This is a genomic window from Paracoccus albus, assembly GCF_027913035.1.
Lineage (GTDB): Bacteria > Pseudomonadota > Alphaproteobacteria > Rhodobacterales > Rhodobacteraceae > Paracoccus > Paracoccus albus.
In genome coordinates, this window is sequence record NZ_CP115775.1 from 611,906 (window position 1) to 637,222 (window position 25,317).

The following is a 25,317-nucleotide window of genomic DNA, read 5'->3' on the forward strand; positions in this document are numbered from 1 at the left end:
AGCTGGCGCGGTTTCGGCCGCGCCAGACTGATCGTTGCAATCAGGTCTTGGGAAGGTCACGCATCAGCGGCTCAAGCGAGCCCATGCGCGACATGCCGTCATCCATCGCGGGCAATTCCAGGTCCGCGCAGGTGCCGGCCGGAACCAGTGACCACGCGTTGCCCTGATAGTCGACGGTTGAAGTGCCCGCGCATGTCGTCCCGGCGCCCGCTGCACAATCGTTTTCCCCGGCCATGGCGACGCCATAGCATTTCTCCATCTCCCCGCTTGCATTGGCGCCGTCAGCATGGGCGGAGAAAGACGCGGCGGCGATCGCGGCGGCGCTCAACGCGAAATATTTGACGTTCATAGTAATATCCTTTCCTGTTGATGAAGCGGCAACTGGCTTCACTTGCCTTACGAAGCCATCACCCTGGGCGTTACAGCGCCGGGCCATTTTTTCGTTAACCTCTGTAACAACGGCGCGGACTTCCACGTAAATGGGTCAGATGATGGATGAAGCGGAAGTTGAAAGCTTGATGCGCGCGGGCCTGTCTGGCGATGCGGTGGCCTATCGCAGTTGCCTGACCGCACTGGTGCCTGTTCTTCGGCGCATGGCCCGGCGGGCCTTGCCCGACGGCGCACGCCATTTGTCTGAGGATGTGGTGCAGGAAACATTGCTTGTGATCCATATGAAAAGGGCCAGCTGGGATCAGGGAAGGCCGCTGATGGCTTGGGTGCGGGTTATTCTGCGCCACAAAGCGATCGACATGCTTAGGCGTCAAAAAGGCGGCACGCATATTCCGGTCGAGACCATGGCCGAGATTTTACCTGCGCCCGACGCGCCCGATCCGCTTGCCGGGCATCTGCTGGAACAATTGCTGAACAGGTTGGCGCCGCGCGACGCCGCACTTATCCGGGCCCATGCTCTTCAGGGACGAGACGAAGTCGAAATTGGCAGTGCGTTCAGCCTGAGTCCTGGCGCATTCCGGGTGGCGCTACATCGCGCGCTAGGACGTTTGCGGAGCGTGGCACAGAAGGAGAATGAGAAATGAAAACAGAAGAACTGATCGCCGTTCTCGCCGCCGACACCAAAATCAGCCGCCCCTTGCTGGTTCTGCGGCTGCTTTTGGGCGCTATGCTATCGCTGGCATTGCTTCTGACATTCTGGCAATTGCGCCCGGATCTGGGCACGGTGCTGTCAAGGCCGCTGGTGCTGGCCAAGCTGATGCTGCCGTTGTCCTTTGCGTTGATACTGTGGATATTGCGGTCCCGGTGGGACGATGCCCGGCATTTGTGGGTCTTAGCGCTGCCGGCGCTTGCGGCGGCAATTCTCTTTGTGGTGACGATGCCACGCGACGGGCTGGCAGCGGCGATAGTCGGTTCGTCATGGTCAGTCTGCCTCGTTTCAATCCCGTTTCTTGCGCTTCCAATCGCGGCGGGTATCTTCTTTGCTCTGCGCCGCATGGTCATCACCGATCCGGCGCGGAACGGGCTGTTTGCGGGCCTGATGGCTGGCGGAATCGCGGCGACAATCTACGCACTTCACTGTAACGAGGACGCGCCTGCCTTTTATACAGTTTGGTATTCTGCGGGTATCTTGATTTGTGGTGCCGCTGGTCGAATTTCGGGTCGCCGGGTGTTGGGCGTTTGAACGCCTGCTATGGCGGCTTCGATCTGCCCGACAGTGCATCTTGCAGCAGCGGCGCCAAACGCCCCAATGCATAGCCGATCGAAAGGGGCGACATGAAGCTGAGCGCACCGGTTAATTCAGGATCTGCCCAGACAGAGCGCATTTCGCGCGCAAGCCGCGTCTGCTGATAGACCGGCATGTCCTGAATGTGTTTTGCCGTTTCTGGGGAGACCAGCCACAGAACAGCATCAATATCGAACAGGTCGATCCGTTCCGGGCTGACTGAAAACTGACCATTCGGTTGCACCAGTTCGTCGAATTCGGCGGGGGTGTTCATGCCAAGCTTTTTCAGCAGCAGATTGGCGCCGGCATCACTGCGATAGCCGACGAAATGGTCGTTGGTGAAAAAGCCAATCGTTGCCGATTTTCCCGAAAATTCTGGGTTGGCCGCGGCCAATTGGCTGATCTGCCCATCAATCCCCGCCATGATGAGTTCCGCTTTCGCCTCTGTTCCGGTGGCCTTTGCAATCAGTCGCAACTCGGCCTGCCAGGGCGCGCTCCAGACCGGATAACCCTCGGGCGGGCCGATTACAGGGGCGATGCCGGAGAGCAGTTCGTATTCCGAAGGCGAAAGGTTGAAGAAGGATGCGACGATCAGATCAGGCTGCTGAGCATAAACCCATTCGATATCCACCTCGAAGCCATTCTGGACCTCTGGCCTTGCGTTCAGGGACTTGCGGGCGTCCTCGGCCCATCCCCACGTTGCGAAAGGGTGGCCGCCGAACCATTCATGCACCCCAATGGGCGCTATGCCGAGTGCATAGAAGAAATCCTGCTCGTGAAAGCCGACTGAAACGACACGTTTGGGAGGTGCGGCTATTGTCGTTGTTCCAAGCGCGTGGCTGACTTGACGGGGCCACCCGGTTTCAGCGCGTAGCGAGGCGGGCAGGGCGATGCCGACGCTGGTAAGTTTCAAGAACATTCGGCGGTCTATTGAATATCGTGTCATCGGCTTTCCCTATAATGGCAGCACCAGAGGGGAGCCATGGAGCGGGTCCGTAATCACCTTGGTTTCCAGCCCGAAGACGTCCTTCAGGATGTCATCTGCAATAACTTCGTCAGCTGTCCCTTGGGCAATCACCTGTCCGCCCCGCATCGCCACAACATGTCCTGCAAAGCGCGCCGCAAGTGTAATATCGTGCAGAACCATGACGATGCTTCGCCCGTCCGCGCGGTTCAGCGCCTGAAGCAGTTTCAGCAGATCAATTTGGTGGCGCAGGTCCAGGAATGTCGTCGGCTCATCCAGCAAAAGCCAACTGGTTTCCTGCGCCAGAGCCATCGCGATCCAGACCCGCTGACGCTGCCCGCCCGACAAATCAAAGACGCGGGCATCGCGCAAATCGGCGACAGATGCGGCATCCATAGCTCGCGCGACAGCGGCGTGATCTTCACGACCCATCGGACGGAACGGGCGAAGCCAGGGGGTGCGGCCATGGGCGACCAATTCGTTCACGCGGATGCCTTCCGGCGCGATGGGCGATTGCGGCAGAAGCGTGATGCGTTGGGCAATGGCCTTTGGACGCAGGTTGGTCAAATCATGCCCGTTCAGCAACACCTGCCCGGATTGTGTTGCGACAAGGCCGCCGAGCGCCCGCAGCAGCGTCGATTTCCCGCAGCCGTTCGGGCCGATGATTGCGGTGATACGGCCCTGCGGAATGTGAATATCCAGATCGCGCAGGATTGGCAGCCCGCCATAGCCGAGCGTCAGGCGTCTTGCCTCAAGACTCATGCCGCTTTCCTTTCCTTGTCGCTTTGCCAGAGCAGCCAGATCAGCCAGGGTGCGCCCATTAACCCTGTGAAAATTCCTGCGGGCATCAGGGCATAGGTCGCGAACAGCGTGACCATCAGATCCGCCAGCAGCATAATCAAGGCCCCGATCATGGCCGCACCAATCAAATCCGGGTCGGCGCCATCGGCCAGCCTGCGCGCAATGGGTCCAGCCATCAGCCCGACGAAACCAACCGGACCGACCACAGCCACACCTGCCGCGATGAGCGCGGCGGTCGTCAGGACCAATGCGGGACGGGTCAGATGCACTGCGATGCCAAGGCTTTGCGCCAGATCATCGCCAAGTTCCATCCTGTCGAGCGAGCGCGCCAGCATCGCCAAAGCTATTATCAGCAGCGGCAGGACAGACCAGATCAACCTTGCTTGCGGCCAGTGCCGTCCGTTCAGCGATCCCGTCAGCCACAGCATCGCATCGCCCGCGACCGTATCGCTGGCACGGCTGAGCAGCAGCCCGGTCACGGCGCTTGCTGTCAGCGAAATGCCGATGCCCGTCAGGATAAGACGGCTGACCTCTGGCTGGCGACCGGCCAGTAGCAGCAGCAGAACGGTGGCGGACGTTGCGCCAACAGTCGCGCCAAGTGCGGCACCGAACCCAGCCAACCCCGTCAACAGGACCGCAACGGCACCAAGTGAGGCTCCGGCGGTCACTCCAAGCATCTCGGGTGCGGCAAGCGGGTTGCGGAACAGCGACTGGCTGACAGCCCCCCCAAGACCGAAGGCCACACCCGCGCCCGTCGCGGTGAGCAGCCGCGGCAGGCGCAGCTCATAGGCCAGAAACCACGCCTGTGCCTCTGACCCGTGGCGCAGCATGTCTGCCAGATCGCTGATTGTGATGACCGTGCGCCCAAGACAGAGCGCGGCGAGAAATACAATCAGCAAGGAAGCGATGACCGACCCGCGCTGCTTCATCGCGATACCCGTCCGATCAGGGTAAGAAAGGCCGGGCCGCCAATCAATGACAGGATGATGCCTGTCTGGATTTCGGCCGGTCGTGCGACGATTCGCCCGATGCTATCGCAAACCAGCAGAAGCGACGCCCCCAACGGGCAGGCGATTATCAGTCCGGGGATTATGGTTGGCCCGACCAATCGGCGCGTCAGATGCGGGACAATCAGACCGACAAAACCTATGGGACCGGCCAGTGCGACACTGCCACCGGCCAGCAGTGCGACCGCCGTCAGCGATAATGCCGCAGTCACCTCGGTCGAGACGCCAAAGCTGCGGGCCGTATCCGCGCCGAGCGCAAAGGCGTCGATCCGCCGCGCCAGCAGCGCAGCAAGGATCAAACCGGCCAAGAGCAGGGGCCACAACGATGCCAGCCTGTCCGCATCCGTACCCAGCGATCCGATGGTCCAGAAACGGTAAAGGTTGCGGGTATCGTTATCCAGAAGCACGATTGCTGACACGAAAGCCATGCAAAGCGCAGATATCGCGACCCCCGCCAGCGTCAGGCGAAGTATGCCTGCGCGGTCGCTTGCCCTGGCGCCGCGTCCAAGCAGAAAGACCGCTACTGCCGCAAGTGCCGCACCGCAGACAGCCAGGAAAGAAAGGCTTAGCGGATTGGTCGTATCGATCAGCCAGATAGCCAGCACGACGGCAAGCGCGGCGCCGGCATTCACGCCCAATATTCCCGGATCCGCCAGCGGGTTGCGGGTGATCTGCTGCATCACCAGCCCAGCCGCCGCGAGCGAGGCGCCTGCGGCAATTCCGGTCAGGCTGCGCGACAGCCGCATATCCATAATAATCGCACTGGTTTCGTCGGTGCCGCCGCTAAACAGCGATGCCAAAACCTGGGAGGGCGCCATCCCGCGCGCGCCAAGCATCAGCGATGCCAGAACCGCGGCGCATAGCATAATCATCGCCAATAGGATTGCCCGTCTGATCGGAATCGCAGTACCCGCTTCGCCAAATTTCGTGATCGGGCTGGCACTAGGCTGGCCGGGCTGGTGTAAGTGCGTGGCAGCACGCAGTCAAATCGAAATCCGCTGGCGTTATAGTTGACATTGCTGGGTTTTACTCGAATAGAGACGCACACCAAGGCATGTCCCAGGCATTAATCGACCGGTTACACCGGTTCATTTATCTTTTGCCTTTGGAGTTCTCTCATGCCTCGTAGATCAACCGCCCAGCCGGCTGCGTGCGCGCCATCCAGTTTCTTGCGGTATACGACTGCACTGATGTCGCTCTTGGTTCTGCCCTTTTCAGCTTTCGCGCAGGACCGGCAGGTAGCAGATACCATCGTTCTTCCGGAACTCGTGCTGCAGGCATTGCCTTTTACAGGTGAGATCGAGGGTTATCTGGCCCCTGGAACCGAAACCGGCGTCAAATCCGGTGTGCCTCTGGAAGAGGTTCCGCAGTCGATTTCCGTTGTGACTTCGACGGAACTTCAACGTCGCGCACCTTCGCAGGTTGAGGACGCGATCAAATATACTGTTGGTGTCAACGCCTCGACCTGGGGGACGGATGACCGCTTCGATCAGTTCGCGATTCGCGGCTTCGATCTGGGCTCCGGTTCGCTTTACCGCGACGGATTGCCGCAGAAAGTGCTGGGATTCACGGCGTTCTCATCCCATCCCTACATGCTGGAACGCGTGGATGTGCTGCGTGGCCCGGCGGGCGTCCTTTACGGGTCGAACGATGCGGGCGGCATGGTCAATCTCGTCACCAAGCGGCCTGTCTTTGAACGCAAAGCCGAGGCGCGGCTTGGCTATGGCAGCCATGATTCCGTTGAAATCGGCTTCGATTACGGCGACGTCCTGAACGCCGACAATACCTTGGCCGGCCGCATCACCGGGCTGTGGCGCGACGGATCGACCGAGATCGACAACTCTGACGACGACCCGGCCTTTCTTTCCGCCGGTTTGACCTGGGCGCCAACCGATTTAACTTCTGTCACCCTTTTGGCGCATATCCAGAAAGATGATCGCACGCCGACCACGTTCTTCCCCATCACGGGTGAGGATTACGATGCCGCATTTGGCGCTCTGCCGGATGATTTCGGCTATGCCGCCTCGCCCTATAACGACTTCAGAACAGAACAGCGGTCCGTGGGCCTCGAGATCACGCATGAATTCCTGCCCGAGCTGGCTCTGAATTCGCGCATCCGCTATGCCCATCAGGATACCGATTATCGTCACCTCTACCGTGACGGGATCAGCTCAAAAGGGATCAGCTATACCGCCTTCCGTCAGGTCGAGGATGCGCGCACAATCGGCGCCGACATCAATCTGGAATGGCGGCGAAGCTTTGGTGGAGCCGAAAACAGTTTGACGGCTGGGCTGGATTATCACCGCGCCGAACGCGACGCCGAGCAGTATTACAAATACGGCGCCTACACGATGCCCTTCACCAATATTTCCTATGATTTCGATGTGGCCGATCCGGCCCTGTCGGGACGCAGTCGGAAGACCTATACCGAGAAGGGGATATATCTGCAGAACCACCTGAATTTCGGTCAGGGCACGACGATCACGGCGGGCCTGCGCCGCAGCTGGCTGGAGAACAAGGCCGAAGACCGTCTGGCCGATACGACAAGCCGCCGCAAGGATTCCGCGACGACCGGCATGATCGGGGCGACCCATCGCTTCGCCAATGGCCTGGCCCCCTATGTCAACTATTCAGAAGGGTTCATCCAGAATGCCGGGATCACGATAGATGGCGATCCGCTGGACCCTTCGCGCAACAAACAATTCGAGATCGGCCTGCGCTATATGCCCGCATCCGGCGATTTGTTGCTGAGCGCCGCCGCTTTTGACCTGCGAAAGACCAATGTCGAGGATTACTATTTCGACGAAAACGGCAATATCGACTACACCCATTCGACCCAGGTTGGCGAAATCCGTGCCCGTGGTGTCGAGTTGGAGGCACGCGGCCGTCTGACCGGCAGCTTGCAGGGTGTGCTGGGCTATACCTATCTGGATACCGAGATCACCGAATCCGCCAATGCCCGCAAGAAAGGCAACGACAACATCATGTCGCCGCGGCATCAGGTTTCGTTGTGGCTGGATTGGGATGCAGAGCGGCTGCTGCCGGGTCTGACAATTGGTGGTGGCCTCCGCTACCAGTCGGACTCTTATGCAACGCAGTTGAACGGGCGTGTGACACCATCGCATACCACTGCCGATCTGGCCCTGCGCTATGAGGCCGATGAATATGCATTGGATCTGGGCGTCACCAATGCCTTCGACAAGGAATATTACGGTGTCTGCTATGACAATCTTGGTTGTGCCTATGGAGAGGGCCGCAGGGTCAATCTGACACTCAGCCGCCAGTTCTGACATGGCTGCTGCGCTGATAAACGAAGGTGTCGCCGATTGTGGAGGCACCCGCTGGTTCGATCTTGCTGACAGCCAGACGGGTGCTGTCCGGCGTATATTCCTTTGGCGGCCGCCCGGCGAAGCACCGCAGGCAGGTTGGCCCGCGCTTTGGCTGCTAGACGGCAATGCTGTGATCGGCACGGCCGTAGACATCATGCGGGCGCAGGCCTTCTGGCCAAGTGGCACGAATGTCGGCTGGGGCGCACTGGTCGCGGTTGGTTATCCAACCGATGACGCCTACGACACCTTTCGCCGAAGCTGGGATCTTGGCCCGCCACCGGGCCGGACCTATCCGCCCTTCAAAGAAGGGGGGCCAGATGTTCGCACCGGCGGTGGGGCAGAGATGGCGCGCTTCATTCTTGAAGATGTCCGCCAGTTTCTGACCGACTATGTCGTATTGGACATGACGCGCCAATCGCTGTTCGGTCATTCCTTTGGCGGGTTGTTTGCACTATGGCTGATGCTCACGCGTCCCGGTGCCTTTCGCACATGGATCGCCGCAAGCCCCGCTATCACATGGGAGGACGGCTTTCTGCTGGACCACCTCAAACGTTTTGATCCTGAAGGCCGCAAGCTTTTGGTCCATCTTTCTGCAGGGGAATGGGAAGGTGACGAGCTTGCGCCATTCCAACGTGGTCGCGCCGACTCATCAGATCGGCTGGCACAGAAAAAGCAGACACAGACCGTGGCGGCAGCGCGCGATATGGCCCGGCATCTGTCTGATCGTGGCTTGCTTGCAATGTTTGAGGTCTATTCAGGCGAAACACATATGTCAGTTCTACCTGTAGCGGTTAATCGGGCCGTGCATTGCGCGTTTGCGATCGATCCCGTTATTGCGCAATCTTGAGGAGCGATGACCAGCGAATAGTTCTTGAAGCGCCAAGAGCCGTGATAAGGTTCCGGTTGGTGGAGTAGCCCCAATCGGTGCGGCCAGTTCGGCACAACTGAACAACCCCATCGCGGCCAAGGTTTGCACAGCTAACCAGATTGGCAATGCTCCGGCAGAGTGTATGACCAATCATTTTCCAGCTGAGACTGTTCTTTCATTTACGGAAAGTTGCGTTACATTCGACGCGGTTTTCGAACCTCGGCGCCACTGGCTCGGGGAAACGTGCGTTTCACGTAGGAATTCCCGGTTAAAGTTGGATTTTGTGTTGAAACCGCTGTCCAGCATCGCGTCAGTCACACTCGCGCCCTCATCAATTCGGCTGCAAGCATGCCGGATGCGCCACGAATTGATATAACGGGACACATTGTTTCCAGTTGAGCGATTGACTGCCCCGGACAGGCGTTTTTCCGGCAGATGCAAACGGCGCGCCAGACGCGACAAGGTCAAATTAGGATCAAGATGCAGCGGCTCTCGCGCCAGCAGGGTTTCCAGTCTTTCGATGATCTCAGCATCGTCGCTGCCAGCTTCACGCGGCGGCGCGGGGGCGCAATCCGCTTCGTCACCTGACGCACCAGCGGCGGAGGGGCTGACGCTCAGAGTGCCCAGAAGCAAGAGCACAAGCGAGGAGAAGATGGTTATTAACCATCCGGTCCACCTCTCGTTTCCAGTTAGAAACGCGGCGGCAATGAAAAGGTCGCTGAGCGCCGATGCAATAAGTGCCCAGCCAAGAACCTGCCAGAGCATTGCCGGGACCTGTCCGGCTTCCAACCGGGCCAATGGCATGTCTGACGAATTTCGCAACCGGAGCAGGATCGCGCCGCCATAGCCCGCAAAGACAAGCGGGACTATGAAGTCTGTCGTCTCAGGGGCGAAGATTCGGCAGAACACGGCAAAGGCCGGTGCCGCACCATGTATGATAATCGCGCGTATCGGGATGCGCGAGACCATCGCATCCTGAAAGGTGATCCAGGCCAATGGGGGTATAATCGTCGCGCTCACAGGCAGGATTGGGCGCAATCCGCTTACGCCATAACCACCGACCAACATGACAAGCAGCGATTGAAAGGCGCAGATGGTCAGAAATGACAACAGAAACGGCCTGCCCCCCGCCAAGAAAGTGCGGATGGCAATATAGCCAAGAACGAGGGCGACGAAGGCGGGAATCGGAAGCATGGGCATCCGGCGACTATTGTCCAAAAACCGGATTCTGACGACCTGAATCCCGAAAACAGTACGTGATCATACATATTTTCTTACGATGATGGGACAACGCCCAAGAACGGAAGTTTTTGTGAAACGCCTTGCTCTGCTTTACTGCTTGCGCTCTGCACGGCTTTGTCCGTTTCACGGATGAAGAACGGATAGGCGTCGTTGGGTTTTCGTCGGGTCGTGCCACGGCGCTTGATCTTGCGGGCGACCGATTAAATGGTGAGTTTCAGGAAAAAATTGCGCCAATGTCGCAGACGCGACTGACAGCGCCTTTTTCCGGCTCGGGGGCGTCAGCATTGCAGATCACCCCGGCTTCGAAATCGATGCCGGCGACTCGCGCATCACGTCGGTGGAAATTGTCGATCCCGGGTTTGGAGGGTCTGCCGACCCGGCAACCCTCACCAGCCATCGCAATGCCAAAGCAGTCCAGCCATCCGAGCGGACCGCTTCTGGTTTCACTATCTGCCGCCATATTCGCCTGATCTGAACCCGATAGAAATTGCATTTGCCCGGCTCAAGGCGCATCTCGGGCGCATCCGTGCCCGCAGCTTCAAACAAGTCTTTCAGGCCTCGGCAGGGTCTGCGAACTCTTCGACCAAACCGAGTGCTCGAATTACTTCAATGCTGCAGGAATTGTCACAGGTTAAAACCTGGATGCTTTAATCGCTGATTCCCCCGTAGATAAGCCGAAGCGAAAGAACGATCAGCATCAGGTTGAGCGCGATCCTGAACCGCCGTTCATCCATTCGGTTCAGCACCAGCTTGCCGAACAATGTGCCAAGAAACCCCGCAGCTATCATAGCGGCGATGAACCCTGCCCAGCTTGCGAAGCAAAAGCCCAGTACTGCGAAGGCCAGTGATTTCACGCCGTGCTGGACGGTCATAAGCGCGGCATGGGTTGCGACATGGGCATGTCTCGGCAGTTTCTGGGACTTCGTGAAGGTTGCAACGAAAAGGCCGGTTGCGCCGAAAAACATGGTCAGAAAGCTTGAGATCACGCCGACTGAAAAAGGCCAGTCGCGCACGGCTCCCGGCGGTTTGCCAAGAACCGACCACATGACGAACCCACCCACGCCGATCTGCACCCAGGCGGGCGGCAGGTTTACGACGACAGAGCCGCCGATTGCGGCGCCTATGGCTGAACCAGCCGCGAATGCTGGCAAGGCGGGCCAGTAGATATGCCTGAATGTGACCGCTGCCCGGCCGATATTTGAGCCGATCTGGATAACGCCATGTGTGGGGATCAGCGCCGCCGGTGGCACAAGCGTTGCCATGACCGCCAAAAGCAAAGCGCCGCCGCCGATCCCGAATGCGACGGTAATCAGCGATCCGGCAAAGCTTGTGGCAAGCAAGATTGCGAAAGTGGCATCGGCCATCCCATCCGGCATCAGCGTCGCGGTCAAGTCGATCATTCTACTCCCGGCCTTCATGGCATTGTCATGGGGTTATGCGCGGAGTTGCTGGTTCGAAAGCCCTAATCAGCCTGACTTGTCCCTGCCGGTGCGCATTCCGATTGCCGCGGCGACCAAGGGTGCCCCGAGGATCACCAGCGTCAGCCTCACAAGATGGTGCACGACGATGAAGCCCAGATCGGCCCCTGCGACGATGGCAAGCACTGTCATTTCGGCCTGCCCACCCGGCGCGAAGGACAGGAAGCCCTCCATCGGCGAGGCGAGTCCAAGCAGAACTACAGCCTCTGTCACCGCGAATGCGAGAATGGCGAGGATGACGACAAACACCATCCCTGACAGAACGATCCGGCGCAGTTCCAACAGCGTGACGCCGACATATCCGACCCCAATCCCCATACCGATGAAAAACTGGGCGGCCAGAATAGCCTCGCGTGGTGGTCGGTGTTCGATCATGCCGGTCAGGGACATCAGGGCTGTGACAATCATCGGCCCCAATATAGCTGCGCCAAAAAGCCCCACGCGCTTCGCGATGGCCCAGCCGGCGATTGCGGCAACGCTCATCAGCAAAAGCTCGCGCAGCGGCAGCTCTGACGCAGGTTCGCCGATCGGTTGAACAAGCGGACGGTCCATCGCATAGACGAGTATCGCTGGCACGATTGTGACGATCACCAGCACCCGTGTCGCGTGAATCAGTGATAGTGCCCGGACATCGCCGCCCGCTTCCTTGCCGAAGATCACCATGTCCTGCAGGCCGCCCGGCATGGCGGCGAAATATGAAGTCGGCAGGTCAAAGCCACAGACCTTATGAAAATACGGGACGCCGATCAGGCCAATGGCTGCGATGTAGATCGGGACGAAGGCCACCGATCCGGCCATTTGCGGAAGCTGGTGCATGACCTCCGGCGTGATCGACGCGCCGACGGCGACGCCAAGGATGGTTCGGGCTGCTTCAGAGATCGGTGCGATACCTTGCAAGGGTGCGCCCAGCAATGCCGCAATCAGGCAGGCAAACATTGGGCCGAACAGAAAAGGCAGCGGCATGTTCACAAAGGCAAACACCGTTGTCCCAACGGCCGCGAGCAGCAGCGTTCCAAATCGTCGCAGGGTGAAGGGATTTGTCATGACAAAGCAACTTGACGCATTTGTATCCAGTCGTATACGAAAGGATGCATGAATAAAACCGGAAAATTTTCTGACGCAATCGCTGCCCCGGCCGAGCGCGGCCTGCACGGCGATAGTGTCTATGAACGCCTGTGCGAGGATATCAGGTCTGGCGTGCTTTCCCCCGGGAGTCGCTTGCGCGAGGCAGAGATCGCAGAACGGCACGCTGTCAGCCGCACACCTGTCCGCGAAGCAATCCGCCGGCTGGAGGCAGAGGGGCTGGTCGATCATTTGCCGCGCAGCGGGGCGATCGTCAGGAAGCTGGATTATTCCGAGACGATGGAGCTCTATGAGATGCGGACTGTGCTGGAAGGCACAGCAGCGAGGCTGGCCGCCCGCGCCGCATCGTCGGTCGAACTCGAGGAACTTCAGGCGATCAATGACGAGATGCGCGAGGCTGACGGTCACGCAGACAGGCTGGTCACTTTGAACCGGCAGTTCCATCACCTGCTGCATGAGGCGGCGCGAAATCGTTTCCTTATCAAATCAATGGCCTCGGTCGACAACACTTTACTGATACTCGGCGCGTCGAGCATGCATCTGCCGGAACGCGCAGTCGCTGCGGTTGATGAACATTCAAAAGTTCTCGACGCGCTTCTGGCGCGAGACGGTCTGGCCGCTGAAAGTGCAATGCGCCGGCATATGGAACGCGCCCAGTTCGCCCGACTTAAGATATTGCGCCATTCAGCAGAGCTATCCTGAACCGGTTTTTCGCGATCAACCAGATGCGCGCCCCTGAAAGCGGCCATCTCGATTTGAGACTTCGCGACTTGGCGGCAAGTCGCAGAATACCGTTTCGATCTGATTGTTTCGGGTTGCCGATGAATACCGTTGAATAACAGGAGAACACAAGATCGCCGCGCAGGACGCTATGAGAGCTGCAAGCCTGCCGTCGCCCAGCTTGAACATGCACAAGGGGACGGGTTAGACAAGAATCTTCAGGTTCGATCTGCGCGGCCCTTGATGATGTTTAGCGCTGCAAGTCCGCGACGGGCTGATTCACGCCTTGCTCCTCCGGTGGGGGAAGGCTCTCGTCGGCGTGGACATCTTCCTGTCCGAACACTCGGTTCCAGCGGATGGATGACCAGAGCGCGATGCCGATCAGGGCAGCGCCGCCAAGGCCGGTCACGACTTCGGGGATCTCGACGAAAGATTGCAGGAACATGATGATCGACAGGGCGATGATCGCGTAGAACGCGCCATGTTCCAGATAGCGGTAATGCGTCAGCGTACCTTTCTCGACCAGCATGATCGTCATAGAGCGCACGTACATCGCACCGATCCCCAGCCCGATGGCAATGACAAACAGATTCTGGGTCAGCGCGAAGGCGCCGATTACACCGTCAAAGCTGAAGGAAGCGTCTAGGACCTCCAGATAAAGGAACGCGCCCAGACCGCCTTTTGCGCCGGCCTCCAGCACCTGTTGGTGGCTGTCCAGAAAGCCGCCCAGAACCTCGACAAGCAGGAATGTCAGAAGGCCCCAGATTGCTGAGCGGAAGAACACTTCAGATTCCGCATCGGGCAGGAAATGTGCGAAAATCAGGATCATCACCAACACGAATGCAACTTCGATGCCGCGGATGGTCGCATAGTGCTGCATCTTGTCTTCGATCCACGGTAGCCAGTGCACGTCCTTGTCGTGATCGAAGAAGAAGCTGAGCCCGACCATCATCAGGAATGTCCCGCCGAACGCCGCAATCGGCAGATGCGCCTCATGCATGATATGGGCATATTCCTCCGGCTGGGTCGCGGCCAGAACCATCGCCTGCCACGGCCCTATTTTCGCGGCAATAACAACGATTAAGAGCGGGAATATGATCCGCATGCCGAAAACGGCGATAATAATGCCCCATGTCAGGAAGCGATGCTGCCAGACGGGCGTCATGTCTTTCAGTTTGTTCGCGTTGACGATGGCGTTGTCGAAGGACAGCGAAATTTCCAGCACGGCGAGGACGGCGCAGATGAAAAAGATGCTTAGCATCCCGCCGAAACTGCCGGTCATCTGCCAGCCCAGTGCGGCCCCGAGGGCAAGGCCGGCTGCGGTGACGATGAAAGCCCATTTGAAATAGTGCATAACTCCGCCTTTCGAAGCGGAGTGGTCAGAGGTCTGCATGACAAAATCCCGGTGCGGCGGGTCAGGTTTCAGTGCCGACATCACGAATGTGCCGCCACATCCGCCAGAGGGGCCCGGTCACCACTGTATCGTCAGCGCCTGTTCGGCACGACACCTGACCAAATAGCGACGACGCAGCGCGTCTTCAATTGGCGTTCAAGTCTACGGACGCAAAAATGTCTCTGCCGGTGCCACGCTGCAACGCAGTCTGCAATTTTGGCCGGAGTTCAGGAGCCGGCGACTTTCTGCACGCGATTTCGTTTGCTGCGACGCGCCGCGATGATCCCCACCAGCCACAAGACGCCCAACGTCCACGACTCGACCGCCAAGCGGAACGCCACGCTCGCCCCATCGGGATCGGTCATCAGCGCGTCGCCGATAACGGACAGCATCACGCAGGCGATGAAGGTGACCAGACCGCCGCGTCCAATCATAGCAAGGGCGCGTCCGATGACGGTATCGGCCAGCCATGCCATTGGCCGGGCAAGGGGGACAGCGACCAGCCACGCTGCGGCGAGGATGCCGACATACCGCACCCAATCCATCGACCATTTGTCGACAGAGCCGACAATGTCGCGGATCTGATAGTAGATTTCCTTCAGCTCAGGCCCATAGCGCCAAAGTTGCGCCATCGCGACGCCGAAGATCGAATAGGCGACCGCCAGGAGAGTCAGCGTGGTCGCATGTTGGCGCAGGATGGGCATGAAGCGTGTGCGGAACAGACCCATCGCGACGCCGGAATGGAACAGCAACTGCCATGCGAACGGATTGAACAGCATACCGTTCGCCCCACGCTGGTTCGGCAGCAGATCGTTCAGTGGAATGGACATTGCCCACATTGCCAGAGAGCCGAGGGCAAACGCCCAGGGCCAGCGAAGCATCAGCGGGACGGTTATCGGCGTGAAAGCCAAGACGACCACATAAAGTGCCAATACATCCAGCAGGTTGGGCTGCATCCATAATGTGCCGAGCGTCACGATATACCCGATCGGAAACTCGAATATCCAACGAGCATAGGCGCCCCAGACGGCAGTATGCGGAAGCCCCGCCTCAACAAGGAAGCGAGAGACAAGGGCAAGTAGAATGCCGCCCAGAACCAGTGCCAGCCAAACCTGAAACGCGCGACGCAGAAAGCGCTTTTGGGCTGCGCGGCGCCCAGCCTTGGCCTCGACCGTCAGCCAGACCAGGCCAACAAGAAAGCCTGATAGCAGCACGAACAGCTCTGCTGCGTCGAAGACGGCGAAATTGGCGAGCGTAAAATGACGCAAGACGCCATCGGGCATGTGGTCAACCATGATCGCGGCCAACGCATAGCCGCGCAACATATCCAGAGCAGCAATTCGTTTCATCTTGGCAGGCCGGACCAGATATTGATCAGATCAGGATCGTTCAGAAGCGCCTGCCGCTCTGCCGTGTCGAGGAATTGCAGAGCTTGTGCCTGATTCTCGGCAACGGCAATCTTTGCCGCGGCAGAGACCTCTGCCAATCGTTCCGCAACTGGTCGCGGCGGCAGTGGCGGAATAAGCGCGATATAATTGCCGCGTGCTTCGGCATCGCTTCCAAGAATGGTTGTTGCGTTTTCCGGCGTGCGCAGGTGACGCGCCTGATTCACGGATTCAGACATGACAGGCGGCACGATCCGCTCCTCTGGTGTGACAAGCAGTCCTGCCGCGCGCGCCCAGCGACCCAGCAATGGCGAGGCGCTCCACCGTGATGTCAGAGGTGCGAGGATCAGGCCAGCAAGGATAGGTGACAGCCATATCAGCTGAGCCGGGGCGAGATAGATGATCGCAACACCCGTCGCCAGACCCGCTGCGACATGAATCCAGTGTCTGCGGATGACGACGCGCCAGCTTGGCATAAAGCCCTTGCGCACCTGACTTTCCCAGCCGGAATTCCGACCGATCAGAATTTCGCAGATCTGTCGTGTCTGGATCAGCATCTGAACCGGGGCGATCAGGGCCGACATGATGATCTCGAACGCGGCGCTGATCAGGATGCGGGGCCGCCCGCCCGCACCCTCGGCCAGTGGCCGTCGCCACGCGCGACCGATGGCGATGAATTTCGGGACGAGCAGAAGCGCAGCAGAAGCGGCCAGCAGCCACATCATTCGTCGCGCGTCAAAGGTCGGCCAATCGGGGAAAAGCTGATAGGTCGATGGGAAATAGACGGGGCTGGACAGGATGACATTGGCGGTCAGGATCAGCCCGGTGATGATCAGCAGCAGCCAGATCGGGCTCATCAGAAACCCCAGAACACCGATCAGGAAATGCGCACGCGTGATCGCGGTAAAGCCACGGGCACCGATCAGGCGGAGGTGTTGCAGGTTGCCTTGCGCCCAACGGCGTTCTCTCACCGCCATATCCAGCAGGGTAGGCGGGCTGCCTTCGTAGCTGGCGCGCAGATCCCAATCCAGCCGGACCTTCCAGCCCGCCCGCCGCAACAACGCAGCCTCGACGAAATCATGTGACAGGATCGTGCTGCCCCAAGGCGGCTTGCCCGGCAGTTCGGGTAACCCGCAGCATTCAGCGAAAGCGGACACGCGGATCATGGCATTGTGGCCCCAGAAGTTGCCGTTGTCGCCCGACCAAGCGGCCACACCGCGCGAAATCGCCGGGCCGTAGATGCGCCCGGCAAACTGGATCAGTCGCGCGAATATGGTTTGTCCGTGCACCAGTATCGGCATTGTCTGGATCAGCGCAAGCGCCGGATCGGCGGACATGCGCGCCGACATTTGCCGGACGACATCGCCCGAAACCACGCTGTCTGCATCCAGCACGACCATCTGGTCATAGCGTCCGCCCCAGCGGCGGACAAACTCTGCAATATTGCCGGATTTTCTGCCCCTATTGTCGGTTCGGCGGCGATACCAGACGGGGATAGGGGCGCGGTCGCGCAATTTCACCGCGCTCAGAGCCTCTGCCACCAGCAGATCGGGGTCACGGCTGTCGGACAGAACGAAAATTTCGCAGCGATCAGCCATGCCCAGATGTGCAAGCTCTTCGGCAACTGCCGCCAGCAGACCCATGCTTTCGGCGGGGTCCTCGTGGTAGATTGGCATGACGATGGCGATGCGGGCATTGCCGTCATCCGCCGGCGTTTGCTGCTGGCGCGCCAGCAGACCGGCCAGCATGGAAAAGAAGCTGAACCCGATCCACGCGAATGTAATCGTGAACAAAGCCAGCAGAACATATTGCATCGGCTGGATATTCGTTCCGAAAGCAGCCCACATCTGCCATGCGCCAAGCACGGCGATCAGAAACGCACCCCCGAAAGAAACGATCCGGGCCGCACGAACTTCCGGTGCCGGCGCAACGAAGGCAGGGCCGTCAGGTGAAGGGGCCGAGAAATCCTGCTCCGGCATGTCCAGCCTGGCCTCTGGCGGCAGCGCTTGTGGCGGAAGCAGATTGCCCTGATTGGCGACATCAGCACCAAGAAGCGCAGGGCCGGACCGGCTGCGATTGTCGTTTTCCGAAATATCGCTCAAGGCCTATCCCTCGGACCAGCGGTAAAGCCAGGTTTCGGTCAGATTGCCCTCTGGCCCCTTCAACACTGCGCTCAGATCAGATGCGGCGGCACCGTCGGGCACATATTCGAACGACAGCCTGAGGATGTCCTCCTCTGGCAAGCGCAGAAGATAGGCGTTTTCAACATCGCCGCGCGCCGCGCTCAACTGGATCTCCGGATCGTCCCGTCCATCGAAGGGGCGCAGGTCGAAATCGACGAAGAAGCTGCGTACGTCCTGACGGTTGATGGAAAGTCCGGAACGGGTAGAGACGATTTGCGCCAGTGTCGTTTCGGCAATAACGCCGTTGCCGAAGCTAAGCTCATATCCGAAATCGGTCCGGTTGCCAGCGGTAAGGGCCTCGGACGGTTGCCAATAGGTGACGATATTGTCGTGGAACTCGCTGTCCACTGGAATTTCGATCAGCGTGACATTCCCGTGGCCCCAGTCACCCGTCGGACGAATCCATGCCGAAGGGCGCTTTTCATATCGCGCCTCGGCATCTTCATAATCGGAAAAATCGCGCGGGCGCTGAATCAGGCCAAAGCCGCGCGGGTCCTGATCGACAAAGGCCGATATCTGCAACTTGGCCGGGTTGCTGAGGACCCGCCAGAGCTGCTGGTCAGAGCCGGTCCACATCCGCAGACCGTCGCTGTCGTGAACTGCGGGGCGGTAATCGTCCTGTCCGGCACCATCGGCGGGGCCAAACCAATACATGGATGTCAGCGGCGCGATGCCAACTTCGGTCAAATCGCGGCGGGGAAAAAGGGCGACGCGGGTGGTCAGCACCGTCGCGGCCCCCGGCGCCATAACGAACTCATATGCGCCAGCGACAGAACGGCTGTCCAGCAGAGCCTGAATGGTGATCGTCCCGGTTTCCGGGTTCGGATCATGGATCCAGAACTCATTGAAGACCGGAAACTCCTCGCCCTCGGCGCTGCCGGTTCCGATGGCAAGGCCGCGTGCCGAAAGGCCATAGTGGCTGCCCCGACCAAGGATGCGGAAATAAGATGCACCCTGAAACACGGCGAGTTCGTCCAGAACATCAGGACGGTTCAGCGCGCTGCGGATACGGAACCCGGACCAGCCCATCTCACCCGGATCCGACTGGTTGGCATCCTCGGGAAAGAAATTGGGATCGAAATCGAAAACCGAGGGGTCAAACGGCATCGGGCGCGGAACGCCGCCGGTCACAAAGTTAATGCGCACCGGTTCATGAAAAATCATGCCCGGCGGCAGCAGGTCCAGCCCGAAGCCCGCGATATCGGCCCACGGGTCAGCGTCACGGCGAAAGCGGATCGCGCGATAGGCATCATAGCTGATGTCGGCAAATGCGCCGGATTGAGGGCGCGAGGGATTTTCCCATTCGCGCGAGGCGACATTGGCTGCGATCGACGCCACGCTTTCGAACCCGAAAGGCGCTGCCGGTTCGGACGAATCGGTTTGCGGCGCTGCATCCTGCGCAAATATCATCGACGAGGGCCCCATCGTCACGGCAGCAGATATCGTTCCAAGGAAAAGTCGACGTTTCACGCTGGCAGCCTTCAGAAATGCGATACGGGTGGCAATTATTTCATCACGATGACAACGGCAAGAAACGCAAAGTCCATCACAGTTCAATGAGCGGAATTTCACACAGATTGCCACGGGCCGGGCGCAAACGGCAAGCACACAAAGGCTAAGGTCGATCACCACTGTCCGCCGGACGCGGTCATTCAGCCTTCTTCCCATCAGATAAACAAGGAGCGGGCCAACGGTTGCGAAGCTGAGGCCGCAAGTTATGTTGACAATATTAGTCGGATTTGAAATATGCCCGCGGATCGGCGCAGGCCGTTAAGCAAGTTTTAAGGATACGAGAGTTCTAATGGACCAGAACATATTCCGCAGATACGGACTAATCGCGGGCATCGCCTTGTCTGCCTTTGCCGCAACTCAGGCAAACGCGCAGCACATCGGCGAAATGTTCACGTTCTCTGGCTCTGATCTGCCGCACGACCTTTCGCCTTGGGGCATGTTCATGAATGCCGATGTCGTCGTGAAAGCGGTGATGATCGGCCTGGCTTTCGCATCCGTGGTGACATGGACCGTGCTGATCGTTAAACTGGTCGAGATCTGGGGCGCAAACCAGAATGTGCGGAAGGTCTCGGAAGTGATCGCACGCTCGGCAAATCTGTCCGACGCTGTTGCCGCGACGAAGGGGCGCAAGTCCCCGGCCGCGCGTATGCTGCGTGCAGCCCAGACAGAGTTCGACCGTTCGGTCGCCGCAGTTGACGGGGCCGGGATTGACGGTCTGAAAGAGCGGATCAGATCCTACCTGTCCAGCATCGTCGCTTTTTCCGGGCGGCAGGCGGGCATCGGAACCGGCTTGCTGGCGACGATTGGCTCGACCGCGCCTTTCGTTGGCCTTTTCGGGACGGTATGGGGGATTATGAACGCCTTCATAGGCATCTCTGAATCGCAGACCACCAACCTCGCTGTTGTCGCACCGGGCATTGCAGAGGCGCTTCTGGCCACGGCACTCGGCCTTGTGGCTGCAATTCCGGCGGTGGTGATCTACAACTATTTCGCCCGTGAGATCACCGGCTATCGCCTGCGTCTGAACGAGGCTGCTTCCGGGATCGAGCGTCTCGTCAGCCGCGATCTGGATTTCTACAGCCGGTCGGGTCACTGACATGGCTGGCAGGTTTCAGGAAGGCGACAGCCTGGAGGACAATCACGAGATCAACGTCACACCCTTCATTGACGTGATGCTGGTGCTGTTGATTATCTTCATGGTCGCAGCGCCTCTGGCGACGGTGGATATAAATGTGGACCTGCCCGCATCCCGCGGTGCTGCGTCGGAACGCCCGGATCAGCCGGTCTGGCTGACGGTATCGCCCGATCTGACGCTTTCGCTTGGGCAGGAGCCTGTGGCAGAGGGGCAGTTGCTTCCGGCACTTGAGGCCGTGACTGACGGAGATCGCGAAACACGGATATTCCTGCGCGCCGACAAGGCCGTCAGCTATGGCGATGTGATGGAGGTCATGAACCAGCTTCGCGATATTGCCTATACGAAGATCGCGCTTGTCGGGCTGGAAAGTGCTGCAGCCAACGGGATGGCGGTCGAAGAAACGATCGGCGCGACACCGGAAGCAGCCGCGGCAACGGCTGCGGGGCCGGAACAATGACGGGCGATAGCTGGGGCGGTGATTTCGCCCGGTGGGGTGTCGGCGGTGCGGCGGTGTTGGCGCTGCATGTCGCGGCGGGATATTGGATTGTCCAGGCAGCCGAGCGTGGCGATATGGCGGGCATCCCCGAACCCGTATTGATTGATTTGGCCCCCGCGCCGGAGGCTGCACCTGCCCCGGAAGAAGGTGGTCAGGAACAAGTGACCGAAGCCGAGGCAGCGCCAGAGTCTGCGCCGGCGGAAGAACCGCACGAAGAGCCGGAACCCGCATTCACTCCGCCAGAGCCCCAGCAGCTTCCGCCGGTCGAGGATTTCGCTGACCTTATCCCGGAGCCGGTCGTCGCCCCTGATTTTGAGCCGCCGCCACTGACAGAGCTGCCACCGATTACTGACTTTTCGGAGCTTCTGCCGGATTCCGCGCTGCTGCTTGCGGCTTCCGAGCGGCCTGTGTCCCGCCCTGTGCGGCGAGAGCCAGAGCCGCAACCGCAGCAGACGAGGCGCGAACAGCCGCGTCAGCAACCGCAGCCTCAAACACAGCCCCAACAGCAACAGACGCAGCAACGACAGCAGCGGCCGCAACAGTCACAACAGTCACAACAGGCTCAGCAGCAGCCGCGTCAGGGCACGCAGCAACGGCAACGGTCTGGCGGCGGTGGCGGACAACCGCAGGGCATCGCCAACGCGAGCCCGCGGCAGATGGCGAGCTGGCAATCGAAGGTGCAGTCGCGTATTGCCTCGCATATGCGCCGTACTCGTGTGCCGGGCGCGCGTGGCGGTACCGTGACCGTTCAGGTTCGCATCACGATCGCGGGAAACGGCGCGGCGTCAGCGCGCCTCGCCGGCTCCACCGGCAATGCACAAGTTGATGCGGCCGTGGCGCGTAGGGCGGCAAGCATGCCGGGCATGCCGGCCCCTCCGAACCGGCAGGCTGCGTCATTCGTGTTGCCAATTCAGATCCAGCTGCGCTGACGGGCGTGAACTGATCGCCTGTCAGGCCGATAATGCCCTGAGTTGCCTCACGTCCGCGTTGTCCTCAGATGGGGTGAGCATGCCAAGCTGGGTATTTGCCTCTGTCGGAAGACATGATGCTGACCAGTGCAGACGAACACTGTTACAGGCCGTTTCGCCTTCTCGGAAGAGTTGGCCACATATCTGCATGCGTGCGGTCAATGAAAAGCAGAGTTTGGCGAAATCGTCATTGCCCATATCAGCCTGACAGATAGCGCTGGACAACGCCGACGAACAGGTCTGACATGCTACAGTTCGGAAGGCGAGGAAGCCCCTAACAGGGTGCTGAAATAATCGACCCTCGACGGCTATGTGAGAACATGATTCACCCTTGGCACGTTAACGGCGGAGGTGATCTGGTCGTTGTTTGGCGATGTCGATTTGGAAGAGCGCATCGCGCCGCGGCGCCGGCTGCGCAAGATCAGACAGGTGGTCAACGATGCGATGGCCAGCCTCGATGCGGCGTTAGGGTCGCTCTACATCGATTTCGGCCGCCCCTCGATTGCGCCGGAATGGCACACCCCACCGGAATGCCGAGGTCGTTCGGGCAGTCAATCGAACCGGTGGCATTCCTGCCCTCACTCAGGGGCGAGACGCGTTCGAATGCCACCCATGCATCGAGCACAGACCCGGACGCGCGGCTCTACAGGAAATCCCCCGGCACCGAACGCGCCAAGATGCAGCGCGTTCGCGTGACGCAGCCGTAATGCAGGGACAGCGTTCCGGATCCGGAACTATTTCAGAGGCCTGTTAAGTTGGGCTTATGCTCGTAGCATGAGCCTATACTTATGCCGGTGCGATAAAGACCTGATTCGCGGGGCTTTCCATCTTGCTCAGAATTCGGCTCGAACGAACAGGTTTCTGTAGCGGCAGATGTCCTAACGGCGCACGAAATCAATACTAAAAAGAAGATTTTTATGTCTCAGCTTTCATCAAGCAGGTGAAGTAGAGTGGCAAACTGCATTCGAAACGGCGCGGAGCAACCGGGTCAATAGTAGCTATAGAGAACCTTTTTGATGAGGCGCGAGTTTCGCAAATGGTAAGCCCCGCGCCCGACGTTTTGTCAACGAGGCGATCGGGGATGCCCGGTTGTTCGAGGCGACAATCAAACGCATTGATAGGTTGTCAATATCTGCGACATTCCGACCCGGACGGTCACTCTTTCGCAAAAATTAAAGTGAACAGGAAGGAATATGGTCGTTCTGCACGAACTAATCTCCTCCTAAGAAATTTTTGAAGGAACGGAGATCGAAGCACCGAAACATAGCTCTGCGCGTGTTCCGTAGGGAGCAGTTTCGATCCGTCAGCCCGGGTCGCTCTTGTGGCCTTATTACTCGCGCCGCTCCATTTTGGTTCATGTCTGTCGAGTAGGATGACTGGGGTTCATTCGGCGTCTGCGCCAGGAGCGTATCGGGATCTTGTCAGTATGATATCGTCAAGAGGGAAGGGCATTGGCAGAACTGTCTGTTTAGCCTAAATCAGTTTACTAAATGAATCAATTTACTCTGCTATTTTGCACGAGTAAAGCGGATAAATTGATCAGATATTGTCTGTTAAGGCGAATAAATTCATGGCCTTACCGAAATTTTGTCGGTAGGCTCATTGGGAAGTTGTGAGGAACCCATGCAGCCCAGCATTCGCCACATGCGTATGTTTCAGACCTTGGCTGAAACGCATTCTGTTACCCGGACAGCTGAGATTTGCCATGTCTCGCAGCCCGCCGTGACACAGGCGATCAACAAGCTGGAACGCGACGCAAACCAGCCGCTGTTTCTACGCACACCTCAGGGGATATTTCCGAACGAAGCCGGGCAGGCCATGGTGCGCAGAACGCGAAGGGCGTTGTCTTTTTTGGATGCGGCGATGGCAGATATGGGCCGTGCAATTCGATTTCAGGCAACCCGGCCGCAGTTGCACGCCCTGATTGCCGTTACCGAGACCCAGAATTTTACCCTTGCCGCGCGACAACTTGGTCTGGCGCAGCCGACGGTGCACCGCTCTACGTCGATGCTTGAACAGGCGTCGGGCGTACAGTTCTTCGAACGCACAGCGCATGGTCTGATCGCGACCAAGGCCGCGCGCCAGCTTGCACAGGCAGCACGTCTCGCCTTTGCAGAAATGGATCAGGCAGAGTGCGATCTCGCTGCGTTGGCGGGGCAAGAGGCAGGCCGTATCGTTATCGGCGCGCTTCCATTGTCACGTTCGACGATTCTGCCTGAGGCGATGCTACGGTTCCGGTCCTTTCATCCAAGCGTGCCGTTTGAAATTGTTGACGGGCGGTATGACGAACTTCTTGTAGGCCTACGGCAGGGCAATATAGATATTGTGATCGGTTCCCTTCGCGTTCCAAGCGCTGTCGGCGACGTACAGCAAGAACGTCTTTTCGACGACTCTGTCGTCATTGTCGCAGGGCGTGGTCATCCGCTGTTGAAGCGCGATGAAGTGTCACAGGAAGATCTTCAGTCTTATCCTTGGGTGATCCCCCGGAAAGGCTCGCCCGTTCGGGCGGGGCTGGAAACGCTTCTGCCGGACGAATGCATCCGCCGCGCTATCGTCACATCTTCTGTCATTATGCTACGCGAGATCCTTGGCGATTCCGATTGCCTTGGTGTCCTGTCCACCGCTCAGGTCCGGACACAGGCTGAGTCTGCCGCCTTGGGGACGATCCCATTGGAAATGCCGGGTTCAAATCGACCGATCGGAATAACCACCAGAGCAGGGTGGGAGCCGACAGCCATGCAGCAAAAATTTCTTGATCTGCTGCGCGAGGGAGCGACGAAAATCGATTCAACCACGCTGTCGGACTAGGGTTGAGACTCAATCGGCCGAGCGAATGATGGGTGCTGCGATTGAGATTGCGGCGGCGAAGTTTTTTTGCGAGTTTGTCGTATCTTGTTGCGATGCGTCGCCAGTCCTTTAGGCGACAGAAGGCGCGCTCGATCCTGTTGCGCCGTCGATATGCTTTTTGATCATAAGGGATCGGTCTTTTGCGTGACCGCGTCGAAGGGATGACCGCTTCGGCGTCGCATTCGACAAGGGGCTTGCGAAGGCATCTGTCAGAGCATGGATTTTCGCCTG

At 59.1% G+C, this 25,317-nt stretch carries 21 protein-coding genes and 3 pseudogenes; 11 read left to right on the forward strand and 13 right to left on the reverse strand.

The features are described 5' to 3' along the window. Positions 1 to 40 precede the first annotated feature (40 nt). The gene (locus tag PAF20_RS03065) at positions 41 to 349 is read right to left on the reverse strand and encodes a BufA1 family periplasmic bufferin-type metallophore (protein ID WP_271072283.1); all 309 of its coding nucleotides are present in this window, start codon (positions 347 to 349) and stop codon (positions 41 to 43) included. Between the two features lie 142 nt (positions 350 to 491). Here PAF20_RS03065 and PAF20_RS03070 point away from each other — a divergent pair, with 142 nt between their 5' ends. Both PAF20_RS03070 and PAF20_RS03075 read left to right on the forward strand, forming a co-directional pair. Beyond that, positions 492 to 1,034 carry a sigma-70 family RNA polymerase sigma factor gene (locus tag PAF20_RS03070; RefSeq protein WP_271072284.1) on the forward strand — a complete coding sequence of 181 codons (543 nt, stop codon included), beginning with the start codon at positions 492 to 494 and terminating at the stop codon, positions 1,032 to 1,034. After that, entirely contained in the window at positions 1,031 to 1,633 is a 603-nt protein-coding gene (locus PAF20_RS03075; RefSeq protein ID WP_271072285.1) for a DUF1109 domain-containing protein, read from the forward strand. The genes PAF20_RS03070 and PAF20_RS03075 overlap by 4 nt, the downstream gene beginning before the upstream one ends. A 7-nt stretch (positions 1,634 to 1,640) precedes the next feature. Here the strand turns inward: PAF20_RS03075 and PAF20_RS03080 are convergent, their stop codons facing one another. From PAF20_RS03080 to PAF20_RS03095, 4 genes are read right to left on the reverse strand one after another with little or no spacing between them, the layout of a single operon-like run. After that, positions 1,641 to 2,588, reverse strand: coding sequence for an ABC transporter substrate-binding protein (locus tag PAF20_RS03080; RefSeq protein ID WP_271072286.1), 948 nt, complete (start codon positions 2,586 to 2,588; stop codon positions 1,641 to 1,643). Positions 2,589 to 2,630: 42 nt separating this feature from the next. Then, entirely contained in the window at positions 2,631 to 3,401 is a 771-nt protein-coding gene (locus PAF20_RS03085) for an ABC transporter ATP-binding protein (protein ID WP_271072287.1), read from the reverse strand. Further along, complete coding sequence (locus PAF20_RS03090; protein WP_271072288.1) at positions 3,398 to 4,369, reverse strand: FecCD family ABC transporter permease; 972 nt, start codon at positions 4,367 to 4,369, stop codon at positions 3,398 to 3,400. The genes PAF20_RS03085 and PAF20_RS03090 overlap by 4 nt, the downstream gene beginning before the upstream one ends. After that, positions 4,366 to 5,319, reverse strand: coding sequence for a FecCD family ABC transporter permease (locus PAF20_RS03095; RefSeq protein WP_271072289.1), 954 nt, complete (start codon positions 5,317 to 5,319; stop codon positions 4,366 to 4,368). The genes PAF20_RS03090 and PAF20_RS03095 overlap by 4 nt, the downstream gene beginning before the upstream one ends. Positions 5,320 to 5,637: 318 nt before the next feature. Between PAF20_RS03095 and PAF20_RS03100 the strand changes: the two genes are divergently transcribed. Beyond that, on the forward strand, positions 5,638 to 7,737 hold the full coding sequence (locus PAF20_RS03100) for a TonB-dependent siderophore receptor (RefSeq protein WP_271072290.1): 2,100 nt from the start codon (positions 5,638 to 5,640) through the stop codon (positions 7,735 to 7,737). A gap of 1 nt (position 7,738) precedes the next feature. Continuing rightward, positions 7,739 to 8,623: an alpha/beta hydrolase gene (locus PAF20_RS03105; protein WP_271072291.1), complete on the forward strand. Its 885-nt coding sequence runs from the start codon at positions 7,739 to 7,741 to the stop codon at positions 8,621 to 8,623. Positions 8,624 to 8,794: 171 nt separating this feature from the next. On the opposite strand, the gene PAF20_RS03110 is transcribed toward PAF20_RS03105, so the two are convergent. Then, a complete protein-coding gene (locus PAF20_RS03110; protein ID WP_271072292.1) occupies positions 8,795 to 9,838 on the reverse strand; it encodes a helix-turn-helix domain-containing protein in 1,044 nt (347 codons plus the stop codon). Positions 9,839 to 10,303: 465 nt separating this feature from the next. Between PAF20_RS03110 and PAF20_RS18920 the strand changes: the two are divergent. Beyond that, positions 10,304 to 10,394, forward strand: a pseudogene (locus PAF20_RS18920) (transposase); the annotation flags it as partial. A 139-nt stretch (positions 10,395 to 10,533) separates the two neighbouring features. Here PAF20_RS18920 and PAF20_RS03120 read toward each other — a convergent pair. Both PAF20_RS03120 and PAF20_RS03125 read right to left on the reverse strand, forming a co-directional pair. Beyond that, on the reverse strand, positions 10,534 to 11,286 hold the full coding sequence (locus PAF20_RS03120; protein ID WP_271072294.1) for a sulfite exporter TauE/SafE family protein: 753 nt from the start codon (positions 11,284 to 11,286) through the stop codon (positions 10,534 to 10,536). Positions 11,287 to 11,352: 66 nt separating this feature from the next. Then, the gene (locus PAF20_RS03125; RefSeq protein ID WP_271072295.1) at positions 11,353 to 12,408 is read right to left on the reverse strand and encodes an AbrB family transcriptional regulator; all 1,056 of its coding nucleotides are present in this window, start codon (positions 12,406 to 12,408) and stop codon (positions 11,353 to 11,355) included. A gap of 48 nt (positions 12,409 to 12,456) precedes the next feature. Between PAF20_RS03125 and PAF20_RS03130 the strand changes: the two genes are divergently transcribed. Continuing rightward, positions 12,457 to 13,149 (forward strand): GntR family transcriptional regulator, encoded by a 693-nt coding sequence (locus PAF20_RS03130; RefSeq protein ID WP_271072296.1) that lies wholly within the window; start codon positions 12,457 to 12,459, stop codon positions 13,147 to 13,149. A 268-nt stretch (positions 13,150 to 13,417) separates the two neighbouring features. On the opposite strand, the gene PAF20_RS03135 is transcribed toward PAF20_RS03130, so the two are convergent. From PAF20_RS03135 to PAF20_RS03150, 4 genes are all read right to left on the reverse strand, one after another. After that, positions 13,418 to 14,560 carry a DUF475 domain-containing protein gene (locus PAF20_RS03135; protein ID WP_271073240.1) on the reverse strand — a complete coding sequence of 381 codons (1,143 nt, stop codon included), beginning with the start codon at positions 14,558 to 14,560 and terminating at the stop codon, positions 13,418 to 13,420. A 227-nt stretch (positions 14,561 to 14,787) separates the two neighbouring features. Further along, positions 14,788 to 15,909, reverse strand: a complete 1,122-nt coding sequence (locus PAF20_RS03140; protein ID WP_271072297.1) for an OpgC domain-containing protein — start codon at positions 15,907 to 15,909, stop codon at positions 14,788 to 14,790. Further along, positions 15,906 to 18,047: a glucans biosynthesis glucosyltransferase MdoH gene (gene mdoH / locus PAF20_RS03145; RefSeq protein ID WP_271072298.1), complete on the reverse strand. Its 2,142-nt coding sequence runs from the start codon at positions 18,045 to 18,047 to the stop codon at positions 15,906 to 15,908. The genes PAF20_RS03140 and mdoH overlap by 4 nt, the downstream gene beginning before the upstream one ends. A gap of 3 nt (positions 18,048 to 18,050) precedes the next feature. Next, positions 18,051 to 19,598, reverse strand: a complete 1,548-nt coding sequence (locus PAF20_RS03150; protein ID WP_271072299.1) for an OpgD/OpgG family glucan biosynthesis protein — start codon at positions 19,596 to 19,598, stop codon at positions 18,051 to 18,053. 331 nt (positions 19,599 to 19,929) lie between these two features. On the opposite strand from PAF20_RS03150, the gene exbB reads away from it, so the two are divergent. From exbB to PAF20_RS03175, 5 genes and pseudogenes are all read left to right on the forward strand, one after another. Beyond that, positions 19,930 to 20,736, forward strand: coding sequence for a tonB-system energizer ExbB (gene exbB, locus PAF20_RS03155; RefSeq protein ID WP_271072300.1), 807 nt, complete (start codon positions 19,930 to 19,932; stop codon positions 20,734 to 20,736). 1 nt (position 20,737) lies between these two features. Next, a complete protein-coding gene (exbD, locus tag PAF20_RS03160) occupies positions 20,738 to 21,232 on the forward strand; it encodes a TonB system transport protein ExbD (protein WP_271072301.1) in 495 nt (164 codons plus the stop codon). Then, on the forward strand, positions 21,229 to 22,200 hold the full coding sequence (locus PAF20_RS03165; RefSeq protein WP_271072302.1) for a TonB C-terminal domain-containing protein: 972 nt from the start codon (positions 21,229 to 21,231) through the stop codon (positions 22,198 to 22,200). The genes exbD and PAF20_RS03165 overlap by 4 nt, the downstream gene beginning before the upstream one ends. A gap of 390 nt (positions 22,201 to 22,590) precedes the next feature. Next, a pseudogene (locus PAF20_RS03170) lies at positions 22,591 to 22,752 on the forward strand (IS5/IS1182 family transposase); the annotation flags it as partial. Between the two features lie 1,110 nt (positions 22,753 to 23,862). Then, positions 23,863 to 25,047 carry a LysR family transcriptional regulator gene (locus tag PAF20_RS03175; protein ID WP_271072303.1) on the forward strand — a complete coding sequence of 395 codons (1,185 nt, stop codon included), beginning with the start codon at positions 23,863 to 23,865 and terminating at the stop codon, positions 25,045 to 25,047. Positions 25,048 to 25,056: 9 nt separating this feature from the next. On the opposite strand, the pseudogene PAF20_RS03180 reads toward PAF20_RS03175, so the two are convergent. Continuing rightward, positions 25,057 to 25,288 (reverse strand): annotated as a pseudogene (locus PAF20_RS03180) (transposase); the annotation flags it as partial. Positions 25,289 to 25,317 lie beyond the last annotated feature (29 nt).

Excerpts from the sequence above, each read along its gene's own strand:
- PAF20_RS03075 (WP_271072285.1), top strand. The coding sequence starts at position 1,031 with ATGAAAACAGAAGAACTGATCGCCGTTCTCGCCGCCGACACCAAAATC.
- exbD (WP_271072301.1), top strand. The coding sequence starts at position 20,738 with ATGGCTGGCAGGTTTCAGGAAGGCGACAGCCTGGAGGACAATCACGAG.
- PAF20_RS03140 (WP_271072297.1), bottom strand. The coding sequence starts at position 15,909 with ATGAAACGAATTGCTGCTCTGGATATGTTGCGCGGCTATGCGTTGGCC.
- PAF20_RS03135 (WP_271073240.1), bottom strand. The coding sequence starts at position 14,560 with ATGCAGACCTCTGACCACTCCGCTTCGAAAGGCGGAGTTATGCACTAT.
- PAF20_RS03130 (WP_271072296.1), top strand. The coding sequence starts at position 12,457 with ATGAATAAAACCGGAAAATTTTCTGACGCAATCGCTGCCCCGGCCGAG.
- PAF20_RS03065 (WP_271072283.1), bottom strand. The coding sequence starts at position 349 with ATGAACGTCAAATATTTCGCGTTGAGCGCCGCCGCGATCGCCGCCGCG.
- exbB (WP_271072300.1), top strand. The coding sequence starts at position 19,930 with ATGGACCAGAACATATTCCGCAGATACGGACTAATCGCGGGCATCGCC.
- PAF20_RS03095 (WP_271072289.1), bottom strand. The coding sequence starts at position 5,319 with ATGATTATGCTATGCGCCGCGGTTCTGGCATCGCTGATGCTTGGCGCG.
- PAF20_RS03070 (WP_271072284.1), top strand. The coding sequence starts at position 492 with ATGGATGAAGCGGAAGTTGAAAGCTTGATGCGCGCGGGCCTGTCTGGC.
- PAF20_RS03105 (WP_271072291.1), top strand. The coding sequence starts at position 7,739 with ATGGCTGCTGCGCTGATAAACGAAGGTGTCGCCGATTGTGGAGGCACC.
- PAF20_RS03175 (WP_271072303.1), top strand. The coding sequence starts at position 23,863 with ATGCAGCCCAGCATTCGCCACATGCGTATGTTTCAGACCTTGGCTGAA.
- PAF20_RS03125 (WP_271072295.1), bottom strand. The coding sequence starts at position 12,408 with ATGACAAATCCCTTCACCCTGCGACGATTTGGAACGCTGCTGCTCGCG.
- PAF20_RS03110 (WP_271072292.1), bottom strand. The coding sequence starts at position 9,838 with ATGCTTCCGATTCCCGCCTTCGTCGCCCTCGTTCTTGGCTATATTGCC.
- PAF20_RS03165 (WP_271072302.1), top strand. The coding sequence starts at position 21,229 with ATGACGGGCGATAGCTGGGGCGGTGATTTCGCCCGGTGGGGTGTCGGC.
- PAF20_RS03085 (WP_271072287.1), bottom strand. The coding sequence starts at position 3,401 with ATGAGTCTTGAGGCAAGACGCCTGACGCTCGGCTATGGCGGGCTGCCA.
- PAF20_RS03120 (WP_271072294.1), bottom strand. The coding sequence starts at position 11,286 with ATGATCGACTTGACCGCGACGCTGATGCCGGATGGGATGGCCGATGCC.
- PAF20_RS03090 (WP_271072288.1), bottom strand. The coding sequence starts at position 4,369 with ATGAAGCAGCGCGGGTCGGTCATCGCTTCCTTGCTGATTGTATTTCTC.
- PAF20_RS03100 (WP_271072290.1), top strand. The coding sequence starts at position 5,638 with ATGTCGCTCTTGGTTCTGCCCTTTTCAGCTTTCGCGCAGGACCGGCAG.